Origin of the sequence: Streptomyces sp. NPDC020996 (assembly GCF_040641355.1) — a bacterium.
Classification (GTDB): Bacteria; Actinomycetota; Actinomycetes; order Streptomycetales; family Streptomycetaceae; genus Streptomyces.
This window is the reverse complement of record NZ_JBFADM010000005.1, coordinates 219,029-245,268: the sequence shown is the minus strand read 5'-3', so window position 1 is coordinate 245,268 and position 26,240 is coordinate 219,029. Positions and strand designations below refer to the sequence as shown.

At 71.9% G+C, this 26,240-nt stretch carries 23 protein-coding genes, 1 pseudogene and 1 riboswitch; of the genes and pseudogenes, 19 read left to right on the top strand and 5 right to left on the bottom strand.

What is annotated here, in order from left to right:
• Positions 1-153 precede the first annotated feature (153 nt).
• Positions 154-555, bottom strand: coding sequence for a hypothetical protein (locus AB0G63_RS06360; RefSeq protein WP_360745119.1), 402 nt, complete (start codon positions 553-555; stop codon positions 154-156).
• A 199-nt stretch (positions 556-754) separates the two neighbouring features.
• Between AB0G63_RS06360 and AB0G63_RS06355 the strand changes: the two genes are divergently transcribed.
• The 6 genes from AB0G63_RS06355 to AB0G63_RS06330 all read left to right on the top strand — a co-directional run bounded on the left by AB0G63_RS06355 (position 755) and on the right by AB0G63_RS06330 (position 7,851).
• Positions 755-1,375, top strand: coding sequence for a heme-copper oxidase subunit III (locus AB0G63_RS06355; RefSeq protein WP_360745116.1), 621 nt, complete (start codon positions 755-757; stop codon positions 1,373-1,375).
• Between the two features lie 80 nt (positions 1,376-1,455).
• The gene (locus AB0G63_RS06350; protein WP_360745113.1) at positions 1,456-2,265 is read left to right on the top strand and encodes a c-type cytochrome; all 810 of its coding nucleotides are present in this window, start codon (positions 1,456-1,458) and stop codon (positions 2,263-2,265) included.
• The gene (locus tag AB0G63_RS06345; protein WP_360745110.1) at positions 2,262-3,320 is read left to right on the top strand and encodes a Rieske 2Fe-2S domain-containing protein; all 1,059 of its coding nucleotides are present in this window, start codon (positions 2,262-2,264) and stop codon (positions 3,318-3,320) included. Before AB0G63_RS06350 ends, AB0G63_RS06345 begins: the two co-directional genes overlap by 4 nt.
• A complete protein-coding gene (locus AB0G63_RS06340; RefSeq protein ID WP_360745107.1) occupies positions 3,317-4,954 on the top strand; it encodes a cytochrome bc complex cytochrome b subunit in 1,638 nt (545 codons plus the stop codon). The genes AB0G63_RS06345 and AB0G63_RS06340 overlap by 4 nt, the downstream gene beginning before the upstream one ends.
• Positions 4,955-5,075: 121 nt before the next feature.
• Positions 5,076-6,140 carry an anthranilate phosphoribosyltransferase gene (gene trpD, locus AB0G63_RS06335; RefSeq protein ID WP_360745104.1) on the top strand — a complete coding sequence of 355 codons (1,065 nt, stop codon included), beginning with the start codon at positions 5,076-5,078 and terminating at the stop codon, positions 6,138-6,140.
• 73 nt (positions 6,141-6,213) lie between these two features.
• Positions 6,214-6,330: riboswitch (SAM riboswitch) on the top strand.
• Between the two features lie 159 nt (positions 6,331-6,489).
• Positions 6,490-7,851, top strand: a complete 1,362-nt coding sequence (locus tag AB0G63_RS06330; protein WP_360745101.1) for an aminotransferase class V-fold PLP-dependent enzyme — start codon at positions 6,490-6,492, stop codon at positions 7,849-7,851.
• A 25-nt stretch (positions 7,852-7,876) separates the two neighbouring features.
• On the opposite strand, the gene AB0G63_RS06325 is transcribed toward AB0G63_RS06330, so the two are convergent.
• Both AB0G63_RS06325 and AB0G63_RS06320 read right to left on the bottom strand, forming a co-directional pair.
• Positions 7,877-8,158 (bottom strand): Lrp/AsnC ligand binding domain-containing protein, encoded by a 282-nt coding sequence (locus AB0G63_RS06325; protein ID WP_360745098.1) that lies wholly within the window; start codon positions 8,156-8,158, stop codon positions 7,877-7,879.
• A pseudogene (locus tag AB0G63_RS06320) lies at positions 8,155-8,980 on the bottom strand (rhomboid family intramembrane serine protease). Before AB0G63_RS06320 ends, AB0G63_RS06325 begins: the two are co-directional and overlap by 4 nt.
• Positions 8,981-9,114: 134 nt before the next feature.
• Between AB0G63_RS06320 and AB0G63_RS06315 the strand changes: the two are divergent.
• The 5 genes from AB0G63_RS06315 (at position 9,115) to AB0G63_RS06295 (ending at position 14,411) form a co-directional block, all read left to right on the top strand.
• Positions 9,115-9,357, top strand: a complete 243-nt coding sequence (locus AB0G63_RS06315) for a hypothetical protein (protein ID WP_360745095.1) — start codon at positions 9,115-9,117, stop codon at positions 9,355-9,357.
• Between the two features lie 39 nt (positions 9,358-9,396).
• Entirely contained in the window at positions 9,397-10,740 is a 1,344-nt protein-coding gene (locus AB0G63_RS06310) for an NYN domain-containing protein (protein ID WP_360745092.1), read from the top strand.
• Between the two features lie 212 nt (positions 10,741-10,952).
• Entirely contained in the window at positions 10,953-11,987 is a 1,035-nt protein-coding gene (locus AB0G63_RS06305) for an NlpC/P60 family protein (protein ID WP_360745089.1), read from the top strand.
• Positions 11,988-12,174: 187 nt separating this feature from the next.
• Positions 12,175-13,188: an NlpC/P60 family protein gene (locus AB0G63_RS06300; protein WP_360745086.1), complete on the top strand. Its 1,014-nt coding sequence runs from the start codon at positions 12,175-12,177 to the stop codon at positions 13,186-13,188.
• A gap of 32 nt (positions 13,189-13,220) precedes the next feature.
• A complete protein-coding gene (locus AB0G63_RS06295) occupies positions 13,221-14,411 on the top strand; it encodes a hypothetical protein (RefSeq protein ID WP_360745083.1) in 1,191 nt (396 codons plus the stop codon).
• Positions 14,412-14,562: 151 nt separating this feature from the next.
• Here AB0G63_RS06295 and AB0G63_RS06290 read toward each other — a convergent pair whose 3' ends face one another.
• The gene (locus AB0G63_RS06290; RefSeq protein WP_360745080.1) at positions 14,563-15,798 is read right to left on the bottom strand and encodes a glycosyltransferase family 87 protein; all 1,236 of its coding nucleotides are present in this window, start codon (positions 15,796-15,798) and stop codon (positions 14,563-14,565) included.
• A 184-nt stretch (positions 15,799-15,982) separates the two neighbouring features.
• Between AB0G63_RS06290 and AB0G63_RS06285 the strand changes: the two genes are divergently transcribed.
• Together AB0G63_RS06285 and AB0G63_RS06280 are read left to right on the top strand one after the other, a co-directional pair.
• Positions 15,983-17,125: a glycosyltransferase family 4 protein gene (locus tag AB0G63_RS06285; protein WP_360745077.1), complete on the top strand. Its 1,143-nt coding sequence runs from the start codon at positions 15,983-15,985 to the stop codon at positions 17,123-17,125.
• A 126-nt stretch (positions 17,126-17,251) separates the two neighbouring features.
• Positions 17,252-18,883: a GMC oxidoreductase gene (locus AB0G63_RS06280; RefSeq protein ID WP_360745074.1), complete on the top strand. Its 1,632-nt coding sequence runs from the start codon at positions 17,252-17,254 to the stop codon at positions 18,881-18,883.
• A 34-nt stretch (positions 18,884-18,917) separates the two neighbouring features.
• Here the strand turns inward: AB0G63_RS06280 and AB0G63_RS06275 are convergent, their stop codons facing one another.
• Complete coding sequence (locus AB0G63_RS06275; RefSeq protein ID WP_360745071.1) at positions 18,918-20,714, bottom strand: AMP-dependent synthetase/ligase; 1,797 nt, start codon at positions 20,712-20,714, stop codon at positions 18,918-18,920.
• Positions 20,715-21,009: 295 nt separating this feature from the next.
• Here AB0G63_RS06275 and AB0G63_RS06270 point away from each other — a divergent pair, with 295 nt between their 5' ends.
• The 6 genes from AB0G63_RS06270 (at position 21,010) to AB0G63_RS06245 (ending at position 26,197) form a co-directional block, all read left to right on the top strand.
• Complete coding sequence (locus tag AB0G63_RS06270) at positions 21,010-21,807, top strand: metallophosphoesterase (RefSeq protein WP_360745068.1); 798 nt, start codon at positions 21,010-21,012, stop codon at positions 21,805-21,807.
• A 117-nt stretch (positions 21,808-21,924) separates the two neighbouring features.
• Positions 21,925-22,392, top strand: a complete 468-nt coding sequence (locus AB0G63_RS06265; RefSeq protein WP_360745065.1) for an SRPBCC family protein — start codon at positions 21,925-21,927, stop codon at positions 22,390-22,392.
• A 69-nt stretch (positions 22,393-22,461) separates the two neighbouring features.
• On the top strand, positions 22,462-23,640 hold the full coding sequence (locus AB0G63_RS06260; protein ID WP_360745062.1) for an ArsA-related P-loop ATPase: 1,179 nt from the start codon (positions 22,462-22,464) through the stop codon (positions 23,638-23,640).
• 57 nt (positions 23,641-23,697) lie between these two features.
• Positions 23,698-24,303 carry a DUF5304 domain-containing protein gene (locus tag AB0G63_RS06255; protein WP_360745059.1) on the top strand — a complete coding sequence of 202 codons (606 nt, stop codon included), beginning with the start codon at positions 23,698-23,700 and terminating at the stop codon, positions 24,301-24,303.
• Between the two features lie 122 nt (positions 24,304-24,425).
• The gene (locus tag AB0G63_RS06250; RefSeq protein ID WP_351896891.1) at positions 24,426-25,379 is read left to right on the top strand and encodes an ROK family glucokinase; all 954 of its coding nucleotides are present in this window, start codon (positions 24,426-24,428) and stop codon (positions 25,377-25,379) included.
• Between the two features lie 71 nt (positions 25,380-25,450).
• Positions 25,451-26,197, top strand: a complete 747-nt coding sequence (locus tag AB0G63_RS06245; protein WP_360745055.1) for an endonuclease/exonuclease/phosphatase family protein — start codon at positions 25,451-25,453, stop codon at positions 26,195-26,197.
• Positions 26,198-26,240 lie beyond the last annotated feature (43 nt).

The following is a 26,240-nucleotide window of genomic DNA, read 5'->3' as shown; positions in this document are numbered from 1 at the left end:
GCCCCTCAAACGAGCCGAACACCGCAACCTGCCGCCACCAGCCACGGCAGTCCTCACGATCTCCAGACCACACACCACCTAAGTCACCGGCATTGGGTCTAGGACAGAACGGGTCCCGTCTCGGTCTGGAACAGAACGGTCCGGGAGCGTCGCTCAGGCGCTCACGGCCTTCTTCCGCCGCAGCAGGGAGGCCAGCGCGGAGGCGAACTCCACCGGGTCCGCCGGCAGCGTCACCGCCGCGTCCGCGCGGCTCCAGGTCGCCAGCCAGGCGTCCTGCGGCCGGCCGATGAGCAGGAGCACCGGCGGGCAGTCGAAGACCTCGTCCTTGATCTGCCGGCACATCCCCATGCCGCCCATCGGCACGGCCTCGCCGTCCAGGACGCAGACGTCGATGCCGCCCCTGTCCAGTTCCTTCAGGACGGCGGCCGGGGTGGCGCACTCGATGAACTCGACCAGCGGGGCGTCCGGGGCCGGCCGCTTGCCGGAGGCCAGCCGCACCTGTTCGCGGGTGTTGGAGTCGTCGCTGTAGACCAGCACCGTGGCGGTCGGCTGCATTGTTCCTCCGAGACGTCAGCGTCGTACGGCGAGGGACGGGCTCAGCCCGATGCGGCGGATGCTACTCCCTCGCACCCCTTGTCAACAGCCGTCCGCAGCCGTCCGCACACCGCTTCGCTGGGCCATCCAGGCAGTACACACGGTGCGGACACCCCGAACAGCACCCCCCGGCGTGAGGGCGGGATAAGCGACCGACATAATGTCGGTCGTGGCGACAGCAACGACAGTAGAAACCGGGCACGCGCACCCGTCGGTCAATCGGCCGAACCTCACCAGCGTCGGAACCATCATCTGGCTGAGTTCCGAGCTGATGTTCTTCGCGGCCCTCTTCGCGATGTACTTCACCCTTCGATCGGTGACCGGTCCGGATCACTGGAAGGAGATGGCAAGTGCCCTCAACCTTCCGTTCTCCGCGACCAACACCACGATCCTGGTGCTCTCCTCCCTGACCTGCCAGCTCGGCGTGTTCGCCGCCGAGCGCGGTGACGTGAAGAAGCTCCGGGGCTGGTTCATCGTCACCTTCGTGATGGGTGCGATCTTCATCGGCGGTCAGATCTTCGAGTACACGGAGCTGGTGAAGAAGGACGGGCTCTCGCTCTCCTCCGACCCGTACGGCTCGGTGTTCTACCTGACCACCGGCTTCCACGGCCTGCACGTGACGGGCGGCCTCATCGCCTTCCTGCTGGTCCTCGGGCGCACCTACGCGGCCAGGAGGTTCACCCACGAGCAGGCGACCGCGGCCATCGTCGTGTCCTACTACTGGCACTTCGTCGATGTCGTCTGGATCGGCCTCTTCGCCACGATCTACCTGATCAAGTAGCAGGGCCCGTTCCCGCGTGCGCCGCACCGGCGCACATCCCAGAAGCATCGACGCAGAAGATCCTGACACCGGGGTAATCCGTGAAAAAGCTCTCCGCACGACGACGCCATCCGCTGGCGGCAGTCGTCGTCCTACTCCTCGCGCTGGCGGCCACCGGGGGGCTGTACGCCGTGTTCGCGCCCGCGAGCAAGGCGCAGGCCGACGACACCGCCCAGTCCCTCGCCATCGACGAGGGCAAGAAGCTCTACTCCGTGGGCTGTGCCAGCTGCCACGGCACCGGCGGTCAGGGCACCTCCGACGGTCCGAGCCTCGTGGGCGTGGGCGCCGCGGCCGTCGACTTCCAGGTCGGCACCGGCCGTATGCCGGCCCAGCAGCCGGGCGCGCAGGTCCCCAAGAAGAAGGTCGTCTACACGCAGGCCGAGATCGACCAGCTCGCCGCGTACGTCGCCTCCCTCGGCGCCGGCCCGGCCGTCCCGTCCGAGGACAAGTTCGGCACGCAGGGCGCGGACATCGCCAAGGGCGGTGAGCTGTTCCGCACCAACTGCGCGCAGTGCCACAACTTCACCGGCAAGGGCGGTGCGCTGACGCACGGCAAGTTCGCGCCGAGCCTCGAGGGCGTCAACCCGAAGCACATCTACGAGGCCATGCAGACCGGCCCGCAGAACATGCCGTCGTTCCCCGACACCACGCTGTCGGAGCAGAACAAGAAGGACATCATCGCGTACCTGAACGCGGTCAACGGGGACAAGACCGAGAGCCCCGGTGGCCTCGAGCTGGGCGGACTCGGTCCGGTCAGTGAGGGTCTGTTCGCGTGGGTCTTCGGACTCGGCGCGCTGATCGCGGTCGCCGTCTGGGTCGCCGCTCGGACCGCAAAGGCCAAGAAGTCATGAGTAGCCAAGACATTCCAGAAGAGAACCTGCCCGCTGAGCAGGAGACCGCGCTGGGCGCGGTGAGCGTCGCGGACGAGAAGGACCCGTTCGCCGACCCCGGCCTGCCGCCCCACGAGCACCGGATCCAGGACATCGACGAGCGGGCCGCCAAGCGGTCCGAGCGCACGGTCGCCCTGCTGTTCACGGTGTCGATGCTGGCCACCATCGGCTTCATCGCCTCCTACGTGGCGGTCCCGGACGACAAGTCGATCTACGTCTTCCCGATCGGGCACATCAGCGCGATGAACTTCGCGCTGGGCCTGACCCTCGGACTGGCGCTGTTCTGCATCGGCGCGGGCGCGGTCCACTGGGCCCGCACCCTGATGTCGGACGTGGAGATCGTCGACGAGCGTCACCCGATCGAGGCCTCCCCCGAGGTCCGGGCGAAGGTCCACGCGGACTTCAAGCAGGGCGCCAAGGAGTCGGTGATCGGCCGCCGCAAGCTGATCCGCAACACGATGCTCGGCGCGCTCACCCTGGTGCCGCTGTCCGGCCTGGTGCTGCTGCGCGACCTCGGTCCGCTGCCCGGCACCTCGCTGCGCCAGACCATGTGGTCCAAGGGCAAGCTGCTCGTCAACATGAACACGAACGAGCCGCTGCGCCCCTCCGACGTCGCGGTCGGCTCGCTCACCTTCGCCAAGCCCGAGGGCCTGGAGGAGAAGGACGAGGACTTCCAGAAAGAGATCGCCAAGGCGGCCCTGATGATCGTCCGGCTCCAGCCGGACAACATCAAGGACAAGCGCGAGCTGGAGTGGTCGCACGAGGGCATCGTGGCCTACTCCAAGATCTGCACCCACGTCGGCTGCCCGATCTCGCTGTACGAGCAGCAGACGCACCACGTGCTGTGCCCCTGCCACCAGTCCACCTTCGACCTCTCCGACGGTGCCCGGGTGATCTTCGGCCCCGCCGGTCACGCCCTGCCGCAGCTGCGCATCGGCGTGAACGACGAGGGCTACCTCCAGGCGCTCGGCGACTTCGAGGAGCCCGTCGGTCCTGCTTTCTGGGAGCGCGGATGAGTACTACGACGAACCAACAGTCCCGCGCCCGCGGGAAGGCCTCCGGTGGCGAGCGCCTCGCCGACTGGGCCGACGGCCGGCTGGGGATCTACTCCCTGGCCAAGACCAACATGCGCAAGATCTTCCCCGACCACTGGTCGTTCATGTTGGGCGAGGTCTGCCTGTACAGCTTCATCATCATCATCCTCACGGGTGTGTACCTGACGCTGTTCTTCCACCCCTCGATGAACGAGGTGGCGTACCACGGCAGCTACGTCCCGCTGCAGGGACAGCTGATGTCCGAGGCGTTCAACTCGACCCTGCACATCTCCTTCGACGTGCGCGGTGGCCTGCTCATCCGGCAGATCCACCACTGGGCCGCGCTGATCTTCCTCGCCGGCATGTTCGTGCACATGATGCGCGTGTTCTTCACCGGCGCGTTCCGCAAGCCGCGTGAGATCAACTGGCTGTTCGGCTTCCTGCTGTTCGTCCTGGGCATGTTCACCGGCTTCACCGGCTACTCGCTCCCGGACGACCTGCTCTCCGGCACCGGTGTCCGCTTCATGGAGGGCGCGATCCTGTCCGTGCCGATCGTCGGCACGTACCTGTCGTTCTTCCTCTTCGGCGGCGAGTTCCCGGGCGGCGACTTCGTGGCCCGCTTCTACTCGATCCACATCCTGCTGCTGCCGGGCATCATGCTCGGCCTGGTGGTCGGCCACCTGATCCTGGTCTTCTACCACAAGCACACGCAGTTCGCGGGCCCCGGCAAGACGAACAACAACGTCGTCGGCATGCCGCTGCTGCCGGTGTACATGGCGAAGGCCGGAGGCTTCTTCTTCCTGGTCTTCGGCGTGATCGCGGCCATCGCGGCGATCGCCTCGATCAACCCGATCTGGGCCCTGGGCCCCTACCGTCCGGACCAGGTGTCCACCGGCGCCCAGCCCGACTGGTACATGGGCTTCTCCGAGGGCCTGATCCGCACGATGCCCGGCTGGGAGATCAACTTCTGGGGCCACACGCTCGTCCTGGGCGTGTTCATCCCGCTGGTGATCTTCCCGCTGGTGCTGGTCACGATCGCGGTCTACCCGTTCATCGAGTCCTGGGTCACCGGCGACAAGCGCGAGCACCACATCCTGGACCGCCCGCGCAACGCCCCGACGCGCACCGCGTTCGGCGCCGCGTGGATCGCCTGGTACTTCGTGATGCTGATCGGCGGCGGCAACGACCTGATCGCCACGCACTTCCACCTGTCGATCAACGCCATCACCTGGTTCGTGCGGATCTCGTTCTTCGTCGTGCCGGTGCTGGTGTTCGTGGTCACCAAGCGGATCTGCCTCGGCCTGCAGCGCCGGGACAAGGAGAAGGTGCTGCACGGCCGCGAGGCCGGCATCATCAAGCGCCTGCCGCACGGTGAGTTCATCGAGGTCCACGAGCCGCTCAGCCAGGAGCAGCTGCACACCCTCACGGCGCACGAGCAGTACAAGCCGCTCCAGATCGGCCCGACGGTCGACGAGAACGGCGTCGAGCGCAAGGTGAGGAGCTCCCAGAAGCTGCGCGCCAAGCTGAGCGAGGCGTACTACGGCGAGGAGTCGCAGATCGCCAAGCCGACCGTCGAGGAGTACAAGGAGATCACGAGCGGCCACGGCCACCACTGATCGCTGAGGCGTCGCCACGCCCCGCACAGGGCCCCGTCCGGTCTACGGACGGGGCCCTGTGCCGTGCCGCGGCTGGATAGGGTGGAGGCACACTCTCTTCTACGACGTCTGGAGCGGCCTTATGAGCGCTGTGACCCCCGCTGGAGGCGACACCGCGGCGGGCCGCTCCTGGCCCGCCCTGCTGAACGGCCTGCTGGCCGGCCGTGACCTGAGCGCCGACGACACCGCCTGGGCGATGGACCTGATCATGCGCGGCGAGGCGACCGACGCGCAGATCGCCGGCTTCGTGGTGGCCCTGCGGGCCAAGGGCGAGACCGTCGAGGAGATCAACGGACTCGTCCGCACCATGTACGAGCACGCCAACGTCATCGAGGTGCCGGGCGCGGCCGTCGACATCGTCGGCACCGGCGGCGACGGGGCGAAGACGGTCAACATCTCCACCATGTCGTCGATCGTGGTGGCCGGCACGGGCGCGAAGGTCGTCAAGCACGGCAACCGGGCCGCGTCCTCCGCCTCCGGCGCGTCCGACGTCCTGGAGAAGCTGGGCGTCAACCTGGAGCTGCCGCTGGAGCGGGTCCCGGCGGTCGCCGAGGAGGCCGGCATCACCTTCTGCTTCGCGATCAAGTTCCACCCGGCGCTGCGCCACGCGGGCGCCGCGCGCGGGCAGCTGGGCATCCGCACCGTGTTCAACGCGCTCGGCCCGCTGACCAACCCCGCGAAGGTCAAGGCGCAGGCGGTGGGCGTCGCCGACCCGCGCATGGCGCCGATCGTGGCCGGCGTCTTCGCCGAGCGCGGCCACTCCTCGCTGGTGTTCCGCGGTGACGACGGCCTCGACGAGCTGACCACCACCGCCACCTCCCGGGTCTGGGTGGTCCGCGACGGCAAGGTCGGCGAGGAGGTCTTCGACCCGCGCGAGGTCGGCATCGACCTGGTGCCGGTGGAGGCGCTGCGGGGCGCTGACGCGTCCTACAACGCGGAGGTCGCCCGGCGGCTGCTGGAAGGCGAGGCGGGGCCCGTACGGGACGCCGTGCTGCTGAACGCGGCGGCGGCACTGGTGGCCCTGGAGCCGGGCCCGGGGTCGCTCGCCGAGCAGATCCGCGAGGGCATGGCCAAGGCCGCGGAGTCGATCGACTCCGGCGCGGCCAAGCGCACACTGGAGCGCTGGGTGGCCGCCAGCAACGCCTGACCGAGGTGCGCGCGGTCCCGCGATCCGGACAGGAGTTGCGGGACCGCGATCACCTCGCGTACGTTCCTGTCCAGGTCATGAGTGACAGTCATACGGCCCCGGCCGACTGTCCGGCAACCCTCCGTCCGTGGCGGGGTGCCCCGGGTGAAGACCAGGCCGTGGGCAGCGAGGTCCACGGCAAGCGCGGACCCCTCGCACACCAGGGGTCCTGGTCGTCGAGGAGCCTTCTGTGAGCAAGCGAATGCGATAGGGCGTAGAGCCCCGCCTCCGCGTACCCCCTTCACCTTTCCCGTGCTTGAGCCGTACCCGCTCGCGCGGTGAATCCCCTTGCCTTTCACAGGAGTTCGCCATGTCCGTCTGCACCGCTGCCACCACCCAGTCCATTTGCACCCCGCTGCCCGTTCTGGGTGGAGACGTCACCGTCCCGCTCGTCACCGGCGGCGAGGTCGCCTACGCCGCGCTCGACTACGCGGCCAGCGCGCCCGCCCTGCAGCGCGTCTGGGACGACGTGGCCGCGTACGCGCCGTACTACGGCAGCGTCCACCGCGGCGCCGGCTACCTCTCCCAGCTGTCCACCGACCTGTTCGAGAACGCCCGCCGGACGGTCGCCGAGTTCCTCGACTGCCGCGCCGACGACCAGCTGGTCTTCACCCGCTCCACCACCGACTCGCTCAACCTGCTCGCCGCCGCCCTCCCGGCCGGCTGCCAGGTCTTCGTCTTCGAGACCGAGCACCACGCCTCGCTGCTGCCGTGGCGGAACGCCCGCGTCACCTTCCTCGACGCCCCGCGCAGCCCGCGGCAGGCCGTCGAGACCCTGGAGCGCGCCCTGGCCGCCCGCGATCCGCACGGACCCGCCCTGGTCTGCGTCACCGGCGCCTCGAACGTCACCGGCGAGCTGTGGCCGGTGCGCGAGCTGGCCGCCGCCGCCCACGCGCACGGCGCCCGCATCGTCCTGGACGCCGCCCAGCTCGCCCCGCACCACCCGGTGAGCGTCCGCGACCTGGACGTCGACTGGGTCGCCTTCTCCGGCCACAAGCTGTACGCCCCCTTCGGCTCCGGCGTCCTGGCCGGCCGCGCCGACTGGCTGCGCGCGGCCGAGCCGTACCTCGCGGGCGGCGGCGCCAGCCGCCGGGTGACCCGGCGCGCGGACGGGGGAGTGGACGTGGAGTGGCACGACAGCGCCGCCCGGCACGAGGCGGGCTCACCCAACGTCATCGGCGCCTACGCGGTCGCGTCGGCCTGCAAGGCGCTCACCGAGGCCGGCTTCGACGCGCTGGTGGCCCGCGAGCAGTACCTGATCGGCAAGGTGCGAGCAGGACTGGCCGAGGTCCCGGAGGTCAGGGTGCTGTCGCTGTTCGGCGACGACGCGCCCCGCGTCGGCGTCATCTCCTTCGTCGTGGAGGGCTGGAACAGCTCCCACTTCGCCGCCGCCCTGTCCGCCGAGTACGGCATCGGCGTCCGCGACGGCCTCTTCTGCGCCCACCCCCTGGTCCGTACCCTGCTGGGCAGCGACCCGCGGACCCAGGGCGAGTGCGGCGCCCCCGAGGCCGCGCCGGGCGAGAACTCCCTGAACGCCGTCCGGGTCAGCTTCGGCGCCGGAACGCCCGACGAGCATGTGGAGCGGTTCGTCGACGCCGTGCGGGAGCTGGTGCGCGACGGGGCGAAGCTGCGCTACCGGACGCAGGACGGCCGTTGCGTCCCCGCGGTGTGAGCCGGCAGCGCCCGTGGGGCGGCGGTCAGGAGTCGAGGCCGATCGCGAACGCCGCCTCCAGGTCGTGCTGCGAGTAGGTGCGGAAGGCGACGTGCGTGTCCGTCGCCTCCACGCCCGGGATCTTGCTGATGCGCCCCGGGATGACCTCCGCCAGGTCCTCGTGCCGCCTGACCCGCACCATGGCGATCAGGTCGTAGGTGCCGGTCACGGAGAAGACCTCGCTGACGCTCTCCAGCTTGGCGATCGACTCCGCGATCTCGGGGATCCGGTCCACGCTGGTCTTGATGAGGACGATCGCGGTGATCACGGCTGGTTCTCTCCCTCGGTGGCCGGAACTCGGGCGGATTTCACTCTAGCCCGCCCGTCACCCGTCACCGCCCTTCCGAGGCCGCGCTACGCGCCCCCCTGTTTCCCCGAACCGCGCCCAGGCCAGCACGAACCCCAGCCCGAAGCCCACCAGGTGCGCCAGATAGGCCACGCCGGGCCCCTCGGCCGCCCGCCCCGCCGCCACCCACTGCAGGGCCGCCCAGAACGGCAGTACGACCCACGCCGGGAACCGCAGCGGCAGGAACAGCAGGAACGGCAGGAGACTGGTCACCCGTGCCCCGGGGAAGAGGTACAGGAACGCACCGAGGACCGCCGAGATCGCCCCGGACGCGCCGACCAGCGACTGCCCCGAGGAGGCATTGGCCGCCGAGTAGCCCAGCAGGGCGAGGTAGCCGCAGCCGACGTAGAACAGGGTGAACCGCACGCGGCCCATCCGTTCCTCGGTCATCACGCCGAAGACGTAGAGGAAGAGCATGTTGCCCAGCAGGTGGACCCAGCTGCCGTGGACGAACAGGGCGGTGGCCGGGGTGAGCGCGGCCCGCGCCGAGCCCTCGAACAGCTGCGCGGGCACCACGCCCCAGCGGCGGAAGTAGGCCCGCTGGGCGGCGAGCAGCGCGTCCCCGGAGCCGTAGGCGGGATTCAGGCCCGCCGCCGGGCCGATCAGGAAGATCAGGCAGCACAGGACGATCAGCCCGTACGTCACCGGGGCCGAGGGAGCGCGGATCGCTCTGCCGACGGTCCCGCTCCAGTTGCCGATGATGTCGCCGATCACGAACACAGAGCATGACGTAAGCGGACGCATCAGCCCAGACCGCCTCGCCGCCGTGGACGGACCAGCGGCGACTACCTGCCAGGCCGTAGGGTTACCGCCACACGCCCCGCCGGGCCGGGGCGTCGCCGACAATGGAAGACCGAGAAGGAAAGAGCACAGTCACGATGACGGTTCCCCTGCCGACCGCCACGACGCGGTGGCGCTGCACCCTCTGCGGCAACCTCACGCGTTTCGACGTGACCCGCTCGTCGAAGGTCGTCGAGTACGTCCACCTCGACCTTGCCGGTGAGCCGTCGGTCGAGGAGCGCGAGGTGGTCAGTGAGACCATCGAATCGGTGCGCTGCCGCTGGTGCAACGCCGTGGACCAGGTGGAACTCGTGGACAGGCCGGGTGCCGGCTCCTCCTGAGGGGGAGCGGGCCCTCGCACAGCTAGTGGGGTGTGACGGATGGTGGAGACCGCAGGCGGGGGGCCGGGCGACGGCGCCGCTGAGGTGCTCGACCGTCCGCTGCCCGACGGAGTGCGCAAAAGGGTCGTACAGATCGTCTCGGACGGGTTCGGCGGGCTGACGCTCACCGAGCTGCCGGCGCAGCTCAGACAGTACGCGCGGTTCGCGCCGAACCGGCGGGCGAAGTTCGCCGGAAACGCCATGGCGGCCGCCCTGGAGACCGATCCGCTGTTCCGCCAGCGCATCGGGGAGAAGTTCCGGGAAACCCAGCCGGAGCTGGCCGGCGCTCTCGACTCCGGTTCCCCGCCCCCGGCCGCGGATCCGCTCGACGTGGCGGCCGCGGCCTATGTGCTGCGCCCCGCCGGCTGGGTGAAGCTGGTGACCGCGGCCGGCGAGGAGGCCCAGCGGGCCGACGCCGAACGCGCCGGCGAGGAGAGCCGGGCCGAGCTGGAGCGGCTGCGCGAGGAGCTGGCCCGCGCGCGTGAGCAGACCCGGGCGGAGACCGAGCGGCTGCGCACCGAGCTGGACGCGGCCCGCAAGGAGGCCGAATCGCTTCAGCGCAAGCTGCGCGCGGCCCTCAGCGACGTCAAGCGCGGCGAGGCGGCGCTGCGCAAGACGCAGGCCGAGATGGAGGCCGTGCGCGCCGACGGGCACGCCCAGGTGTCCGCCGCGGAGAGCGAGACACGGCGGCTGAAGGCGCGGCTCGGCGAGGCGGAGGCGGCCCTGGAGGCCACCCGCAAGGCGGCGCGGGAGGGGCGCAGCGTCGAGGACATGCGCGTGCGGCTGCTTCTTGACACCGTGTTGGACGCGGCGCAGGGCCTGCGCCGCGAACTCGCCCTGCCGCCGGTGTCCGTGCGGCCCGCCGAGACCGTCGACGCGGTCGAGCCGGGACGGATGAGCCCGAAGGACATCGCCGCGCGGGCGCTGTCCGAGCACGACCCGGCGATCCTCGACCAGCTCCTCGCGCTGCCGCAGGCGCATCTGGTCGTCGACGGCTACAACGTCACCAAGACCGGCTATCCCCAGATGCCCCTGGAGAAGCAGCGGCTCCGGCTGCTCGGCCAGCTCTCGCAGCTCGCGGCGCAGACCGGCGCCGAGGTGACGTGCGTCTTCGACGGGGCCGAACTGGCCGCGCCGGTGCTGCTGGCGCCGCCGCGCGGGGTGCGGGTGCTGTTCTCCAAGCCGGGCGTCACCGCCGACGAGCTGATCCGCCAGCTGGTGCGCGCGGAGCCGCCCGGCCGGCCGGTCATCGTCGCCTCGACCGACCGCGAGGTGGCCGACGGGGTGGCCCGGGCCGGTGCGCGGCCGGTGGCTTCTGCGGTGCTTCTCAAGCGCCTGTCCTGAAAACGTCACGGCCGAGGTTTAATGCCCGAATTGACGGGACCGTCACGCAACGTAGCGTCAACCGTGCATCACCTCACGTGAGTTGTGTGCAAAGAATGCATTGCGTGACGTGGTTTTTTGGTGTGAGGATTTGAACTGATCACAGGAACATCACTAGGGTCTGGGCTCGAACCTCCAAGCGGGTGATCCCTCGGAAGAAGGAGTTCGCCTCCGTGGCGTCCCATCGTCGACCCAAGCAGCCGAGCCGGGCACGTGTGACCGTGCTGACCACCGCGGCAGCCGCCGCCGTCGCCATCAGCGCGCAGGCCGCCAACGCCGCGCCGAGCGAGAAGCCGAGCAAGGACGAGGTCAAGGCGAAGGTCGACAAGCTCTACGAGCAGGCGGAACAGGCCACCGAGAAGTACAACGGGGCCAAGGAGAAGCAGGAGAAGCTCCAGAAGGAGATCTCCACCATCCAGGACGACGTCGCCCGCGGCCAGGAGGAGCTCAACGAGCTGCGCGACTCCATAGGGCTGGCGGCCGCGGCGCAGTACCGCTCCGGCACCATCGACTCCTCCCTCCAGCTGTTCCTGTCGTCCAACCCGGACGACTACCTGGACAAGGCGTCCACCGCCGACCAGCTCAGCGCCCAGCAGGTCGAGGCGCTGAAGAAGATCCAGGAGAAGCAGCGCGAGCTCGCCCAGGAGCGCGCCGAGGCCTCCGACAAGCTCAAGGACCTCGCGGCCACCCGCACCGAGCTGGGCAAGAAGAAGAAGGAAGTCCAGAGCAAGCTCGCCGAGGCGCAGAAGCTGCTCAACTCCCTGACGGCCGCGGAGAAGGCGGCGCTCGCCGCGGAGGACGCCCGCGCCAGCCGCTCCTCCAGCTCGCGGGTCGACCTCGGCAACTCCACCCCCGCCTCCAGCCGGGCCGCCGCGGCCTTCTCCGCCGCCCAGAGCAAGATCGGCTCGCCCTACGTCTACGGCGCCTCCGGCCCGAGCTCCTTCGACTGCTCCGGCCTCACCTCGTGGGCGTACGCGCAGGCCGGCGTCTCCATCCCGCGCACCTCGCAGGCCCAGGCCAACGCCGGCACCCGCATCTACAACCAGAGCGACCTCCAGGTCGGCGACCTGGTCATCTTCTACGGGGACCTGCACCACGTCGGCTTCTACGCCGGCAACGGCCAGGTGCTGCACGCCCCGCGCACCGGCACCGTCGTGCGCTACGAGTCGATCAACAACATGCCGTTCCAGTTCGGCGTCCGGATCTGACACCCGCCTTCCGCCCGAACGGGCGAATCGCGTGATCCCGCGCTGACCCCCACGCCCCGCCCATGACCTGCGCGTCAGAGGCGGGGCGTCACGCTGCGTGGCCGACCGGGTCTTTGGCCGGGGCCCGGGCGCGGGGCTACTGTCTGCCGCGTTTCCTCGTCCGCCAGCGGAAGGAGCGCGGCTTCCCGTGGGGTCACATCGCCGCCTTGCACCGTCCGGGTTCGACCGCGGCGCCTGCGCCGCCCTCGGCGTACTGTCCGCCGCGGCCGCCGCCCTCGGTCCCGTACCCGCGTCGGCCGTGCCGCACGACGACGTCCGCGCCGAGGTCGACAAGCTCTACGAGCAGGCCGAGAAGGCGACCGAGGCCTACGACAAGGCCGATGAGCGGGCCGACGCGCTGCGCGAGCAGGTGAGCACGGCGCAGGACCGCGTCGCCCGCGGGCAGGAGCGGATCAACCGCATGCGGGAGGCGCTGGGCGCGCTCGCCGGCGCCCAGTACCGCTCCGGCGGCCTGGACCCCTCGCTGGCCCTGCTGTTCTCCGACGACCCGGAGGACTACCTGGACAAGGCCTCCGTCCTCGACCGCATCGGCGCCCGCGAGGCCGGCGAACTCAGGAGGCTGCGGTCGGCGATGCGCGAACTCGCCCAGGAGCGCGCGGAGGTGAGCGGGAAACTCGCCGAACTGGACAGGAGCCGCAAGGCGGTCGTCGGACACAAGCGGACGGTCGAGAAGAAACTCGCCCGGGCGCGGCGGCTGCTCAACTCCCTGCCGTACGCCGAGCGCGTCGCCTACCAGCGCGCATCCCGCGGCGGCCGCACCGGCGTGCTGGGCCCCGGCGGCGCCGTCCCGTCCTCGGCCCGCGCGGCCGCCGCCGTCGCCGCGGCCCGCTCCGCCCTCGGCAGGCCGTACGTGTGGGGAGCCAACGGCCCCTCCGGGTTCGACTGTTCGGGCCTGATGCAGTGGTCGTACGCGCGGGCCGGCGTCGCCCTGCCGCGCACCTCGCAGGCGCAGCGGCACGCCGGCCGGCTGATCCCGCTGTCCCAGGCGCGCCCCGGCGATCTGGTCACCTACCGGTCCGACGCCAGCCATGTGGCGATGTACGTGGGCAACGGCCAGGTGATCCACGCGCCCCACCCCGGCGCGCCGGTGCGCTACGACCCGGTGGACATGATGCCGGTCTCCTCCGTCACCAGGGTCTGACCGGTGCGGCGTCCCGGCCTTACGATCGGCGGGTGAGAGGTCGCGGACGGGCGCCGGCGCGCCAGGTGGTCGCGCTCGCGCTGCTGCTCGTCTGCCTGGTGTCCTGCGGCGGGCGGCCCGCGGCCGACAGCGCCCGGGCCGACGTGCAGCGGATCCTCGACCGGCGGGCGGCCGCGGTCCTCGACCGCGACCGGGCGGCCTTCCTGCGGACCGGCGCCCTGAGCTGGTTCGAGAACCTGCGCGGGGTGCCGTTCGCCGGCTGGTCCTACCGCATCACCGGCCTGCACCGCACCGGCGACCGGGCCACCGCCGACGCCGAGCTGCGCTACCGCGTCCTCGGCTACGACAGGGCCCCCGTCACCGCCGGCCGCACCCTGACGCTGTCCCGGCGGCCGGACGGGCAGTGGTACGTGGACGCCGAGACGCCCGCGCGGAAGTCCGCCCAGCAACTGTGGGACCAGGGCGAGGTGGACGTCGTGCGCGCCCGGCACGGCATCGTCCTGGGGGTCGGCCAGTCCGGCGAGGCGCTGCACAGGTACGCCGATCTGGCGGACCGCGCGGTGCCGGCGGTGTCGGCGGCCTGGGGCACCGACTGGGCCCGGCGCGTCGTCGTCCTCGTGCCGAAGTCGCTGGAGGGCATGGCCGGTCTGCTCGGCTCGCCCGCCTCCTCCTACCGCGGGATCGCGGCCGTCACCACCGGCGAGGTGGGCGGCCCGCCCGCGGCGCCCGCGGACCGCATCATCGTCAACCCCGACGCCTACGCCGTCCTCGGCGGCCTCGGCAAACAGGTCGTGCTCACGCACGAGACCACCCACGTCGCCACGCGCGCCCACACCTCCGCCGCGACGCCGCTGTGGCTGTCGGAGGGGTACGCCGACTGGGCCGGCTACCGCGGCACCGGGCGCACCGCCGCGCAGGCGGCGCCCGAACTGGCCCGCGCGGTCGCCGACGGGCACCTGCCGGCCGCGCTGCCCGCCGACAAGGACTTCGCCTTCAGCGGGGACGCGGGCGAGCTGGCGCGGGCCTACGAGAGCGGCTGGCTGGCCTGCCGGCTGATCGCCGAGCGGTGGGGCGAGGTGCGGCTGCGGGAGTTCTACCGCGCGGTGGGCGACCACGAGCGGCGGGCGGGCGCGGTCGAGGACGCGATGAAGAAGGTGCTGGGGACGACACCGGAGCGGTTCACCGCCCAGTGGCGGGCCTACGCGGAGGACCGGCTCACCTGATCCGGCCGGGCGCCGGTCTCCACGAGCGGTCTCCACGAGCGGTCTCCACGAGCCGTGCCCTGTCCGCTCCGGCCCACGCGGCTGTGTCCTGTCCGCTCCGGCCCACGCGGCTGTGCCCCGTCCGCTCCGGCCCACGCGGCCCGGGGGCCGGTCAGGGGGACGCCGACGTCTCCCGCGGGCGGGTGGTCTGGGCGGGGAGGGCCGGGACGGGGGTGCGGGAGGCCGTCGACTGCCACAGCTCCAGGGCCGCCAGCAGGGTGGTGACCACCAGCAGGCCGTTGCGGGCGATCAGGAGGGTGACCCCGAGGGGGTCGCTGGCGACGACGTGCCCGAACCAGACCGGGAACTCCAGCACCGTCAGGAAGGCCGCGACCAGGACCAGACAGGCCGGCAGCCCCATCCGGCTGTCGCGGAAGCACAGGCAGACGGCCGCCAGCCCGACCAGCCACACCATGTACTGGGGGCTGATCACCCGGCTGGTGACGGTGAACAGCAGCACCGCCGTGAACGCCGCGTCCGCGAGGGTGTGCGGCGCGAAGCGGTTCGCCCTCAGCCGCCACAGCAGCAGCCAGCCGAAGGCGGCCACCGCCAGCCCCAGGGCGGCCGTGCTGACGGCGCTCACGTACGGGCCGAGGAACTCCACCGAGCCGTAGTGGAGCAGCACCTCACCGCGCCAGCCGAACTGCCGGGCCAGGTGGAGGACCAGCGCGCCCAGCGACTCCACCTCCGTGCCGCGCTCCCGCTGGAAGGCCAGGAAGGAGAAGGCCCCGGGCATCGACACGGCGAACACGGCCGCCAGCGCGCAGCCGGTGGCCGCGGCCGCGCCCCAGGCGCTCCGCCCGCGCGCGCCGACCAGCAGCAGCACGGGCCACACCTTGAGCATCGCGCCGAAGCCGGCCAGCGCGCCCATCGCCCGCGGATGCCGGGCGCCCGCGAGCAGCGCGGCCACCGCCACCGCGGTCACCATCACGTCGTAGCGCGCGTACACCGTCGGTCCCAGCAGCGGGACGCCCGCCACCCACACCCAGGCCCCGCGCAGCCGCCTGCCGGGGCGCAGGCCCGCGTACAGCAGCAGGCACAGGACCGCGAGGTCGGCCAGGAAGGCGAGGACGAAGAAGGCCGCGGCGTAGCCGAGGAAGCCCAGCAGGGCGGGGGAGAGGATGGCGAGGGCGGCGGCGGGCGGGTACTGCCAGGTGACGTCGTCGAGCGGGAACGTGCCCCGGCGCAGCACCTCGTACCAGCCCCGGTAGATCACCGACACGTCGGTGGTGACGTCCGGTCCCGGGAAGCGCAGCACCCCGAAGACGAACAGCAGCAGCACCAGCCGGCTCACGGTCCAGGTCCCCAGCAGCCCGGCCAGGGAGCGCTTCGCGCCCGTCATGTCCACCTGTGCCCCTGTTCATCCGTTCCTTGCCCGGGGAGCCATGATGTCCCGCCGGCCTGTGCGCGAGCCATGGAACGCACCGGGAGTCGCGGGCCGCCGCCGGCGCTCGACTCCCAGGGTGGCGGAAAGCCCCGCGTCCGGCCGCCCGTGGGCGCCGTGCGGGTGGCGTTGGATAAGGTCGGCCGCGATGCACAAGACCCTGATAGTGACGAACGACTTCCCGCCCCGCCCGGGCGGCATCCAGGCGTTCCTGCACAACATGGCGCTGCGGCTCGATCCCGAGCGTCTCGTCGTCTACGCCTCCACCTGGAAGCGCGGGCCGGAGGGTGCCGAGGCGACGGCCGCGTTCGACGCCGAGCAGCCCTTCACGGTCGTACGGGACCGTACGACGATGCTGCTGCCGACGCCGGCCGCGACCCGGCGGGCGGCCGGGCTGCTGCGGGAGCACGGCTGCACCTCGGTGTGGTTCGGGGCGGCCGCGCCGCTCGGGCTGATGGCGCCGGCCCTGCGCAAGGCGGGCGCGCAGCGCCTCGTGGCCACCACCCACGGCCACGAGGCGGGGTGGGCCCAGCTGCCGGCCGCGCGGAGCCTGCTGCGCCGGATCGGGGAGTCGACGGACACCATCACCTACCTCGGCGAGTACACCCGCTCGCGGATCGCGGCAGCGCTGACCCCGGAGGCGGCCTCGCGGATGGTGCAGCTGCCGCCGGGGGTCGACGAGAAGGTCTTCCACCCGTCGTCGGGCGGCGACGAGGTGCGCGCCCGGCTCGGGCTGACGGACCGGCCCGTGGTGGTGTGCGTGTCCCGGCTGGTGCCGCGCAAGGGGCAGGACACCCTCATCCGCGCCATGCCCCGGATCCTCGCCGCCGAGCCGGAAGCCGTGCTGCTGATCGTCGGCGGCGGCCCGTACGAGAAGGACCTGCGCGGGCTCGCCGCCGAGACCGGCGTGGCCGGCTCCGTGCGCTTCACCGGCGCCGTGCCCTGGTCCGAGCTGCCCGCGCACTACGGCGCCGGGGACGTCTTCGCGATGCCGTGCCGCACGCGCCGGGGCGGACTGGACGTGGAGGGGCTCGGGATCGTCTACCTGGAGGCGTCCGCGACCGGGCTGCCCGTCGTGGCCGGCGACTCGGGCGGCGCGCCCGACGCCGTGCTGGACGGCGAGACCGGCTGGGTGGTGCCCGGCGGCTCCCCCGCGCAGGCCGCCGACCGCATCGTCACGCTCCTCGGCGACCCCGAACTGCGCCGCCGCATGGGGGAGCGGGGACGGGAGTGGGTCGAGGAGAAGTGGCGCTGGGACCTGCTGGCCCAGAAGTTGAAGACGTTGCTCTAGGCACCTAGGTCCTGTCCGGCGGATCATGCCGGAGACGCGGGGGCTGCAAGGCACCGCTGCTTCCCTCCGACTTGATCCGCCGCACAGGACCTAGCCGGAGGGCGTCATTCCGCCGATGCTGCGCGCATGACAGAAAAACTGATGCAGCGTCAGCTGACGAGACGTCACATCCTGGGCATGGCCGCCCTGCAGACCGCCGCGGCCCTCGGCTTCACCCGCGTCGGCCTCCAGTCGGCCCGGGCCGCCGAGCCCGCCGCGGTCGAATCCGCCCCCGCCGTCGTGGTCGGCTCCGGCTACGGCGGCGCGGTCGCCGCCCTCCGCCTCGGCCAGGCCGGCATCCGCACCCTCGTGCTGGAGATGGGCAAGCTGTGGAACACGCCCGGCTCCGACGGCAAGGTCTTCTGCTCCACCATCGCCCCGGACGAGCGGTCCATGTGGTTCCGCACCCGCACCGAGGCGCCGCTGGCCACCTTCCTGTGGCTGGACGTCGTCGACCGGGACATCAGCTCCTACCCGGGGGTCCTGGACCGCGTGCACTTCGAGAACATGTCCGTCTACGTCGGCCGGGGCGTCGGCGGCGGCTCCCTGGTCAACGGCGGCATGGCGGTCACCCCGCCGCGGGCGTACTTCACCGAGCAGTTCCCCACCGTGGACGCGGCGGAGATGTACGGCACCTACTTCCCGCGCGCCCGCTCCATGCTCGGCGTGAACTCCGTCGACCCGGCGTGGTTCGAGTCGACGGAGTGGTACCGGTTCACCCGGACCTCCCGCAAGGCCGCGGCGAACGCCGGCCTGAAGACCACGTTCGTGCCCAACGTCTACGACTTCGGTCACATGCAGCGCGAGGCGGCCGGCACCGCTCCCAAATCCGCGCTCGCCCAGGAGGTCATCTACGGCAACAACCACGGCAAGCGCAGCCTCGACAAGACCTACCTGGCCGCGGCGCTCGGCACCGGGAACGTCACCCTCCACACCCTGGAACGGGTGACCGGCATCAGCCGGGCGGGCGACGGGAGCTGGGTGCTGACCGCCGACCGCATCGACGCCACCGGCGCGGTCGTCGAGACCAAGCAGTACGGCTGCCGCCATCTCTTCCTCGGCGGCGGCAGCCTCGGCACCACCGAACTCCTGCTGCGGGCCCGCGAGACGGGCACCCTGCCGGAGCTGGACGCGAGCGTCGGCACCGGCTGGGGCACCAACGGCAACGTCATGCTGGGCCGCGCCAACCACATCTGGGACACCGTCGGCGCCGACCAGTCGACGATGCCGGTCATGGGCATCGACGACTGGGACAACGCCGCCAACCCCGTCTTCGCCGAGATAGCCCCGCTGCCGATGGGGCTGGAGCACTGGGTCAGCCTCTATCTGGCGATCACCAAGAACCCTCAGCGGGGCACCTTCTCGTACGCGGACGGCTCGCTGCGGCTCGACTGGAGCGCCGCCCAGAGCGCCGTCTCCGTCGCCATGGCCAAGAAGCTGTTCGACCGGATCAACGCGGCCAACGCCACCATCTACCGGTACGACCTGTTCGGCTCGTCCGGCAAGGTCTTCGCGGACGACTTCTGCTACCACCCGCTGGGCGGCTGCGTACTGGGGAAGGCGACCGACGACTACGGCCGGGTGAAGGGATATCCGAGGCTGTACGTCACCGACGGCTCGCTGGTGCCCGGCTCGATCGGGGTGAACCCGTTCGTGACGATCACCGCGCTCGCCGAACGGACGATGGACCGGGTCCTCGCCGAGGACGCCGCGGCGTGAGCCGCACGGCGCGCTGCGAGCCGGGCGGCGCGCCTCACTTGGCGTACAGGGCCTCGATCTCGTCCGCGTAGTCCTTCGCCACCACGTTCCGCTTCAGCTTCAGCGACGGCGTCAGGTGGCCCGACTCCTCCGTGAACTGGGAGGACAGAACGCGGAACTTCCGCACCGACTCCGCCTTCGACACCGCGGCGTTGCCGTCGTCGACCGCCGTCTGGACGGCCGCCAGCAGCTCCGGGTCGTCGCGCAGCGACGCCGCGGTGGAACCGGCCGGCTTGCCGTGCTCGGCGCACCAGCGGGCCAGGAACTCCTGGTCGAGGGTGATCAGCGCGCCGACGAACGGCCGCCCGTCGCCCACCACCATGCACTCCGCGACCAGCGCGTGCGCCCGGATGCGGTCCTCGATCACGGCCGGGGCGACGTTCTTGCCGCCCGCGGTGACGATGATCTCCTTCTTGCGGCCGGTGATCCTGAGGTAGCCGTCCTCGTCGAGGGTGCCGATGTCACCGGTGTGGAACCAGCCGTCCGCCAGCGCCTCGGCGGTCGCGGCCTCGTTGTTCCAGTAGCCCTTGAACAGGTGCTCGCCGTGCAGCAGCACCTCCCCGTCGTCCGCGATCCTGACGACCGAGCCCGGCAGCGGCTGGCCGACCGTGCCGATCTTCTGCCGGTCCCACGGGTTGAACGCGGTCGCCGCGCAGGACTCCGTCAGGCCGTAGCCCTCCAGGACGGTGAAGCCGATGCCGCGGAAGAAGTGCCCGAGCCGCTCGCCCAGCGGGGCGCCGCCCGAGACCGCGTACTCGCCCCGCCCGCCCAGCACCGCCCGCAGCTTGCCGTAGACGAGCTTGTCGAACGCCTTGTGCTTGATCTTCAGGCCGAGCGACGGCCCCGCCGGCGTGTCCAGCGCCTTGCTGTACGCGATCGCGGTGTCGGCGGCCTTGTCGAAGATCTTGCCCTTGCCGTCCGCCTGCGCCTTGGCCCGCGCCGAGTTGTACACCTTCTCGAAGACCCGCGGCACGCCCAGGATCAGCGTCGGCCGGAAGGCGGCCAGCTCGTCGGTGAGGTTCTTGATGTCGGGGACGTTGCCCAGCTTGATCGGCGCCATCATCGGCGCGATCTGGATGAGGCGGCCGAAGACGTGCGCCAGCGGGAGGAACAGCAGCACGCTGCACTCGCCGGTGCGGAACAGCGGGCGCAGGCGCTCGACGACGTTCCCGCACTCGGCGAAGAAGCTGCGGTGAGTCAGCACGCAGCCCTTGGGCCGCCCGGTCGTGCCCGAGGTGTAGACGATCGTCGCCGGGTCGTCGGCCTTGGCCAGCGAGCTGCGCTCCTCGACCGTGGCGTCGGTGACGTCCGCGCCGAGCGCGCCCAGCTCCTCGACCGCGCCGGCCTCGATCTGCCAGACGTTCTTGAGGGCGGGCAGCCGGTCGCGCACCGACTCGACGGCGGCCGTGTGGGCGGCCAGTTCCGTGACGCAGGCCGTCGCGCCCGAGTCGGAGAGGATCCACTCCACCTGCTCCGGCGAGCTGGTCTCGTACACCGGCACGGTGATCGCGCCCGCGCTCCAGATCGCGAAGTCCAGCAGCGTCCACTCGTAGCGCGTGCGGGACATCAGCCCGACCCGGTCGCCCGGCTGGACACCGGAGGCGATCAGCCCCTTGGCGGCGGCGCGCACCTCGGCCAGGAAGACCGTGGCGGTGACGTCCTGCCAGACGCCGTCCACCTTGCGGGCGATCACGGCGACGTCGGGATGCTGCGCGGCGTTTCTGCGGACGATGTCGGCCAGGTTGCCGTCCGCAGGGACCTCGTACAAAGCCGGAAGGCTGAACTCGCGCAAGACTGCTGCTCCTCATAGGGCGCCGGCGCCACGACGTTGTGCGATGCGACGGTGCGGTCCACGGCTCGGGCAGTGCTCAGAGATCCACTGGTCGAAATCCTGAGCACGACTGGACGGCCCGGACGTTACCCGCCGGTATAGCTCTTTCGACAGGGGGTCCCGACGATATGTTCGCTGCGTCACACAGATTGGTGTTCCTTTCTGCACGGTAGTCCACCGCCTTCCTGACTGGCCAGTAACCGCAGGTGACGGCGGCACTGTTCACCCGTGCCGCTCGGCCCTACTCTTGATCGCCATGGCAACCGCACCGTCCGGCAACCGAAGGACCCGAGTCCACGTGGTCAGCGACGTGCACGGCAACGCCCGGGACCTGGCCAGGGCCAAGGACGGCGCCGACGCCCTGATCTGCCTGGGCGACCTGGTCCTCTTCCTGGACTACGCCGACCACTCGCGCGGGATCTTCCCCGACCTGTTCGGCAAGGAGAACGCCGACCGCATCGTCGCGCTGCGCACCGCCCGCCGCTTCGAGGAGGCGCGGGAGTTCGGGGCCCAGCTGTGGGCCGGCATCGGCGCGGACCGGGCCGCGTTGATCGAACGCGCGGTACGCAGGCAGTACGCCGAGATGTTCGCCGCGTTCCCGGCGCCGACGTACGCCACCTACGGCAACGTCGACATGCCGCCCCTGTGGCCGGAGTACGCCGGGCCCGGCACGACGGTGCTGGACGGGGAGCGGGTGGAGATCGGCGGGTGGGTCTTCGGCTTCGTCGGCGGCGGCCTGAAGACGCCGATGCGCACGCCCTACGAGCTCACCGACGAGGAGTACGCGGCGAAGATCGAGGCCGTGGGCGAGGTCGACGTGCTGTGCACGCACATCCCGCCCGAGGTGCCGGAACTGGTCTACGACACCGTCGCGCGCCGCTTCGAACGCGGCAGCCGCGCCCTGCTGGACGCGATCCGCCGCACCCGGCCCCGGTACTCCCTGTTCGGCCACGTCCACCAGCCGCTGGTCAGGCGGATGCGGATCGGTCCGACCGAGTGCGTCAACGTGGGGCACTTCGCCGGCAGCGGGAAGCCGTGGGCCCTGGAATGGTGACCCGTCGCGGTGTGCCGGGTATGCGGTGAAGTCGGCTGGTCGGAGCGCGGTAGCCTTCACGCTGCACACACGTGCGCACGACCTGATTTCCGGCCCGCATCTGGAGGAGCCACGGCGATGGCGGAACACACCAGCTCGAGCATCACGATCGAGGCGGCACCGGCCGATGTCATGGGGGTGATCGCCGACTTCGCCCGCTACCCCGACTGGACCGGTGAGGTGAAGGAGGCGGAGGTGCTCAGGACCGACGCCCAGGGCCGCGCCGAACAGGTCCGCCTCGTCATGGACGCCGGCGCCATCAAGGACGACCAGGTCCTCGCCTACACCTGGAACGGCGGCGACGAGGTCTCCTGGACCCTGGTCAAGTCCCAGATGCTGCGCTCCCTCGACGGCTCCTACCACCTCAGGCCGGCCGGGCAGGGCGCCACCGAGGTCACCTACCAGCTCACCGTCGACGTCAAGATCCCGATGCTGGGGATGATCAAGCGCAAGGCGGAGAAGGTGATCATCGACCGCGCGCTGGCGGGCCTGAAGAAGCGCGTGGAGGCCGGGGAGACGTCCGGGGGGATGTTCGAGAAGAAGTAGCCGGAGCCGGGCCGGGAACCGCCCTCGCGGCAGCCCGGCCGACCGACCGGGTACCGGTACCGTCACCCCATGCGCACCATCCTGATCACGGGCCCCGGCGGTTGTGGACGCACCACCGTCGCCGCCGCCACCGCCCTGCGTGCCGCGGGCGACGGCACCCGCACCCTCGTCCTGAGCGCCGACCGCACCGACACCCTCGGCGCGGCCCTCGGCGCACCGACGGGCCCGGCCCCGCGGCAGGTCGCACCGAACCTCACCGCCTGGCGCCCCGACGCCGCGGCCGGCTTCCGGGACGACCTCGCCGCCTTCCAGGAGCGCGCCGCGAACGTCCTCGACCTGCTGGGCGCCTCCCGCCTGGACGCCGAGGAGGTCACCCCCCTGCCCGGCGCCGCCGAGCTCGCCCTCCTGCGCGCCCTGCGGGACGCCGCCCTCGCCGAGCGGGGCGAGGCGCACGAACTCCTCGTCGTCGACCTGCCGCCCACCCCGCAGGCACTCGCGCTGCTGGCCCTGCCCGAGGAACTGCGCCGCTACCTGCGCCGCCTCCTGCCGCCCGAGCGGCAGGCGGCCCGCGCCCTGCGGCCCGTCCTCGGCCGCCTGGCCGGCGTCCCCATGCCCGCGGAGTGGCTGTACGACACCGCCGCCCGCTGGGACCTGGAACTCGGCGCCGTCGAGGCGGTCCTCACCGACCCGGACACCGTCGTACGGCTGGTCGCCGAACCCGGCCCGGCCGGCGCCGACGCCGTACGCGCCGCCTGCCTCGCCCTCGCCCTGCGCGGTCTGCGCCCCGAGACGCTGGTCGCCAACCGGGTGCTGCCCGAGCACGCCGCCGACACCTGGCTCGCCGGCCCCCTCGCCCAGCAGCGCAAGACCCTGGCGGAGTGGCGGGAGTCCCACGACGTCCACCGCGTCGCCCACCTCGGCCGCGACCCGCGCGGCACCGACGACCTCGCCGCGCTCGCCGTGCCCGGCGTCGACGGCACGACCTCCACCGTCGAGTGGCCCGTCACCGACCGGCTCGCCGCGGACGGCGTGCTGGTCTGGCACATCCCGCTCCCCGGCGCCATACGCGACGAGCTGGACCTCATCCGGCGGGGCGACGAACTCGTCGTCAGCGCCGGGCCGTTCCACCGCATCGTCCCGCTGCCGTCCGCCCTGCGCCGGTGCACCGTCGACGGCGCCTCCCTGCGGGACGGCCGGCTGCTGATCCGGTTCGCGCCGGACCCGGAGCTGTGGCCCGGCAGGCCCTGAACGGCGTACGGCCATTCGGGTAACGTCGTAAGGACGAACCGTAGTCAGGAGTCCGTCATGAGCGAAGAGCTCCCCCCGTCGGATGCCGGTGGCCGCGAGGCCGACGACGAGGTGCGGGCGACCGACGCCGACGCCTGGGCGACGGCGTGCGCCGAGGACCTCGCGGCCGAGAAGGCCCGCCGCCGAGCGAGTTACGGCCCGCCGCCGGGCTCGGCCGCCGAGGAACTGCGCCGGCTGGTCGACACCGTCGCGGACCGGCTGTCCGCGTTCTCCGGGTTCTCGGGGCTCCGGTCGCCGCTGCTCGGCGCCGTCGCCGGCCCCGCCGCGCAGCAGGCGGTGCGGCAGGTCGTCCAGCAGGCCAAGGCCGCCGTCGAGCCCGTCATCGAACGCAACCCGGACGTCTTCGACCACCTGGCCGCGGCCGGCAGCGAACTGCTCGCCGCCTACCGCTCCGCCGTCCAGGCCCAGGAGCAGCGCTGGACCCACGGCGCGAGCGACCCGCGCAAGGACCGCGAGGTCCGCGAGGCCCGCGGGGACCGGATGGGCAAGGACCGCGGGGACCGGATGGGCAAGGACCGCGAGGACCGGATGGGCGAGGACCCGGACGAGCGTCCCGGCCGGGACGAGGGCACCGGCCCCGGCCAGCGCATCGATCTCGACTGAGGGTCCCCGGGCAGCCCCGACCGCCTGATTCCGGCCTGTCCAGCGGCCGGACGACGGGGAACCGACGGCAGGGCCTCGGGTACGGTTGGCCGTAGCGGGGCTCGACCGGAACTGAGGGATTCATGGGACTCACCATCGGCGTCGACATCGGCGGCACGAAGATCGCGGCCGGCGTGGTCGACGAGGAAGGCAACATCCTCTCGACCTTCAAGGTGCCGACCCCCACCACGCCCGAGGCCATCGTGGACGCCATCTCCTCGGCGGTGGAGGGCGCGCGGGCCGGGCACGAGATCGTCGGCGTGGGCATCGGCGCGGCCGGTTACGTCAACCGGCAGCGCTCCACCGTCTACTTCGCGCCGAACATCGACTGGCGCCAGGAGCCGCTGAAGGACAAGGTCGAGGCGCGCGTGGGCCTGCCGGTCGTCGTGGAGAACGACGCGAACGCGGCGGCCTGGGGCGAGTACAAGTTCGGCGCGGGCAAGGGCCACCGCAACGTCATCTGCATCACGCTCGGCACCGGCCTCGGCGGCGGCATCATCATCGGCAACAAGCTGCGCCGCGGCCACTTCGGCGTGGCCGCCGAGTTCGGCCACATCCGCATGGTGCCGGACGGCCTGCTGTGCGGCTGCGGCTCGCAGGGCTGCTGGGAGCAGTACGCCTCGGGGCGCGCGCTCGTCCGGTACGCCAAGCAGCGCGCCAACGCCACCCCCGAGAACGCCGAACTGCTGCTGTCGCTGGGCGACGGCACCCCCGACGGCATCGAGGGCAAGCACATCTCCATGGCCGCCCGCCAGGGCGACCCGGTCGCCGTCGACTCCTACCGCGAGCTGGCCCGCTGGGCCGGCGCCGGCCTCGCCGACCTCGCCTCCCTCTTCGACCCGTCCGCCTTCATCGTCGGCGGCGGCCTCTCCGACGAGGGCGAGCTGGTCCTGGACCCGATCCGCAAGTCCTACAAGCGCTGGCTGGTGGGCGGCAACTGGCGCCCGGTCGCCGACGTGATCGCGGCCCAGCTCGGCAACAAGGCCGGACTGGTGGGCGCGGCGGACCTGGCCCGCGAGCCCGATCCCATCATGTGACGTCCTCCGGGACGACCCGCGGGGCGCGGGGTACACCTCGCGCCCCGGGCGTGCGGCGTAGATTGATCCGCATGGAGCCGCTTCCCAACTCCCTTACCGAACCCGACGGTTCAGCCGTCGTCCGGGTCCTGAGCTACAACGTCCGCTCGATGCGGGACGACACGGACGCCCTCGCCCGCGTCATCACCGCCTGCGCCCCCGACCTCGTCCTGCTCCAGGAAGCGCCCCGTTTCTTCCGCTGGCGCAAGAAGCTCGCCCGACTGGCTGCGGCCTCGGGGCAGGTCGTCCTCGGCGGTGGCGCGACCGCCGCGGGACCGGCGCTCCTGTGCTCCCTGCGGGCCACCGTCGAGCGCACCGAGGACGTGCTGCTGCCCGTCACCCCGGGCCTGCACCGCCGCGGCCTCGCCACGGCGGTGGTCCGCTTCGGCAGCGCCCGCCTCGGCGTGCTGAGCTGCCACCTCTCCCTCCAGAAGGACGAGCGGTACGAGCAGGGCGGCATGCTGCTGGACCGGCTCGCGGGCATGGGGGTACGGCACGCGGTCGCGGGCGGCGACCTCAACGAGCCCCCCGACGGCCGCACCTTCCGGCGTCTCGCCGGCACCCTCCAGGACTGCCGGGCCACGGCACCCTGGGGCGGCGAGCACACCTGGACGCGCACCGAGCCGCACCGCCGCATCGACGCGGTCTTCGCCACGAAGGAGGTCTCGGTGCTCGGTTGCGGGGTGCCTGTCGGGCACCCCGGCGTGACGGATACGGACCTGAGGGCGGCCACGGACCACCTTCCGGTCCTGGCCGCCCTCAGAATCCCGGCGGGCTGAGCGGCGTCGTGCTGCGCGTGGCGGGCCGTGCTGTCGGTCGCGT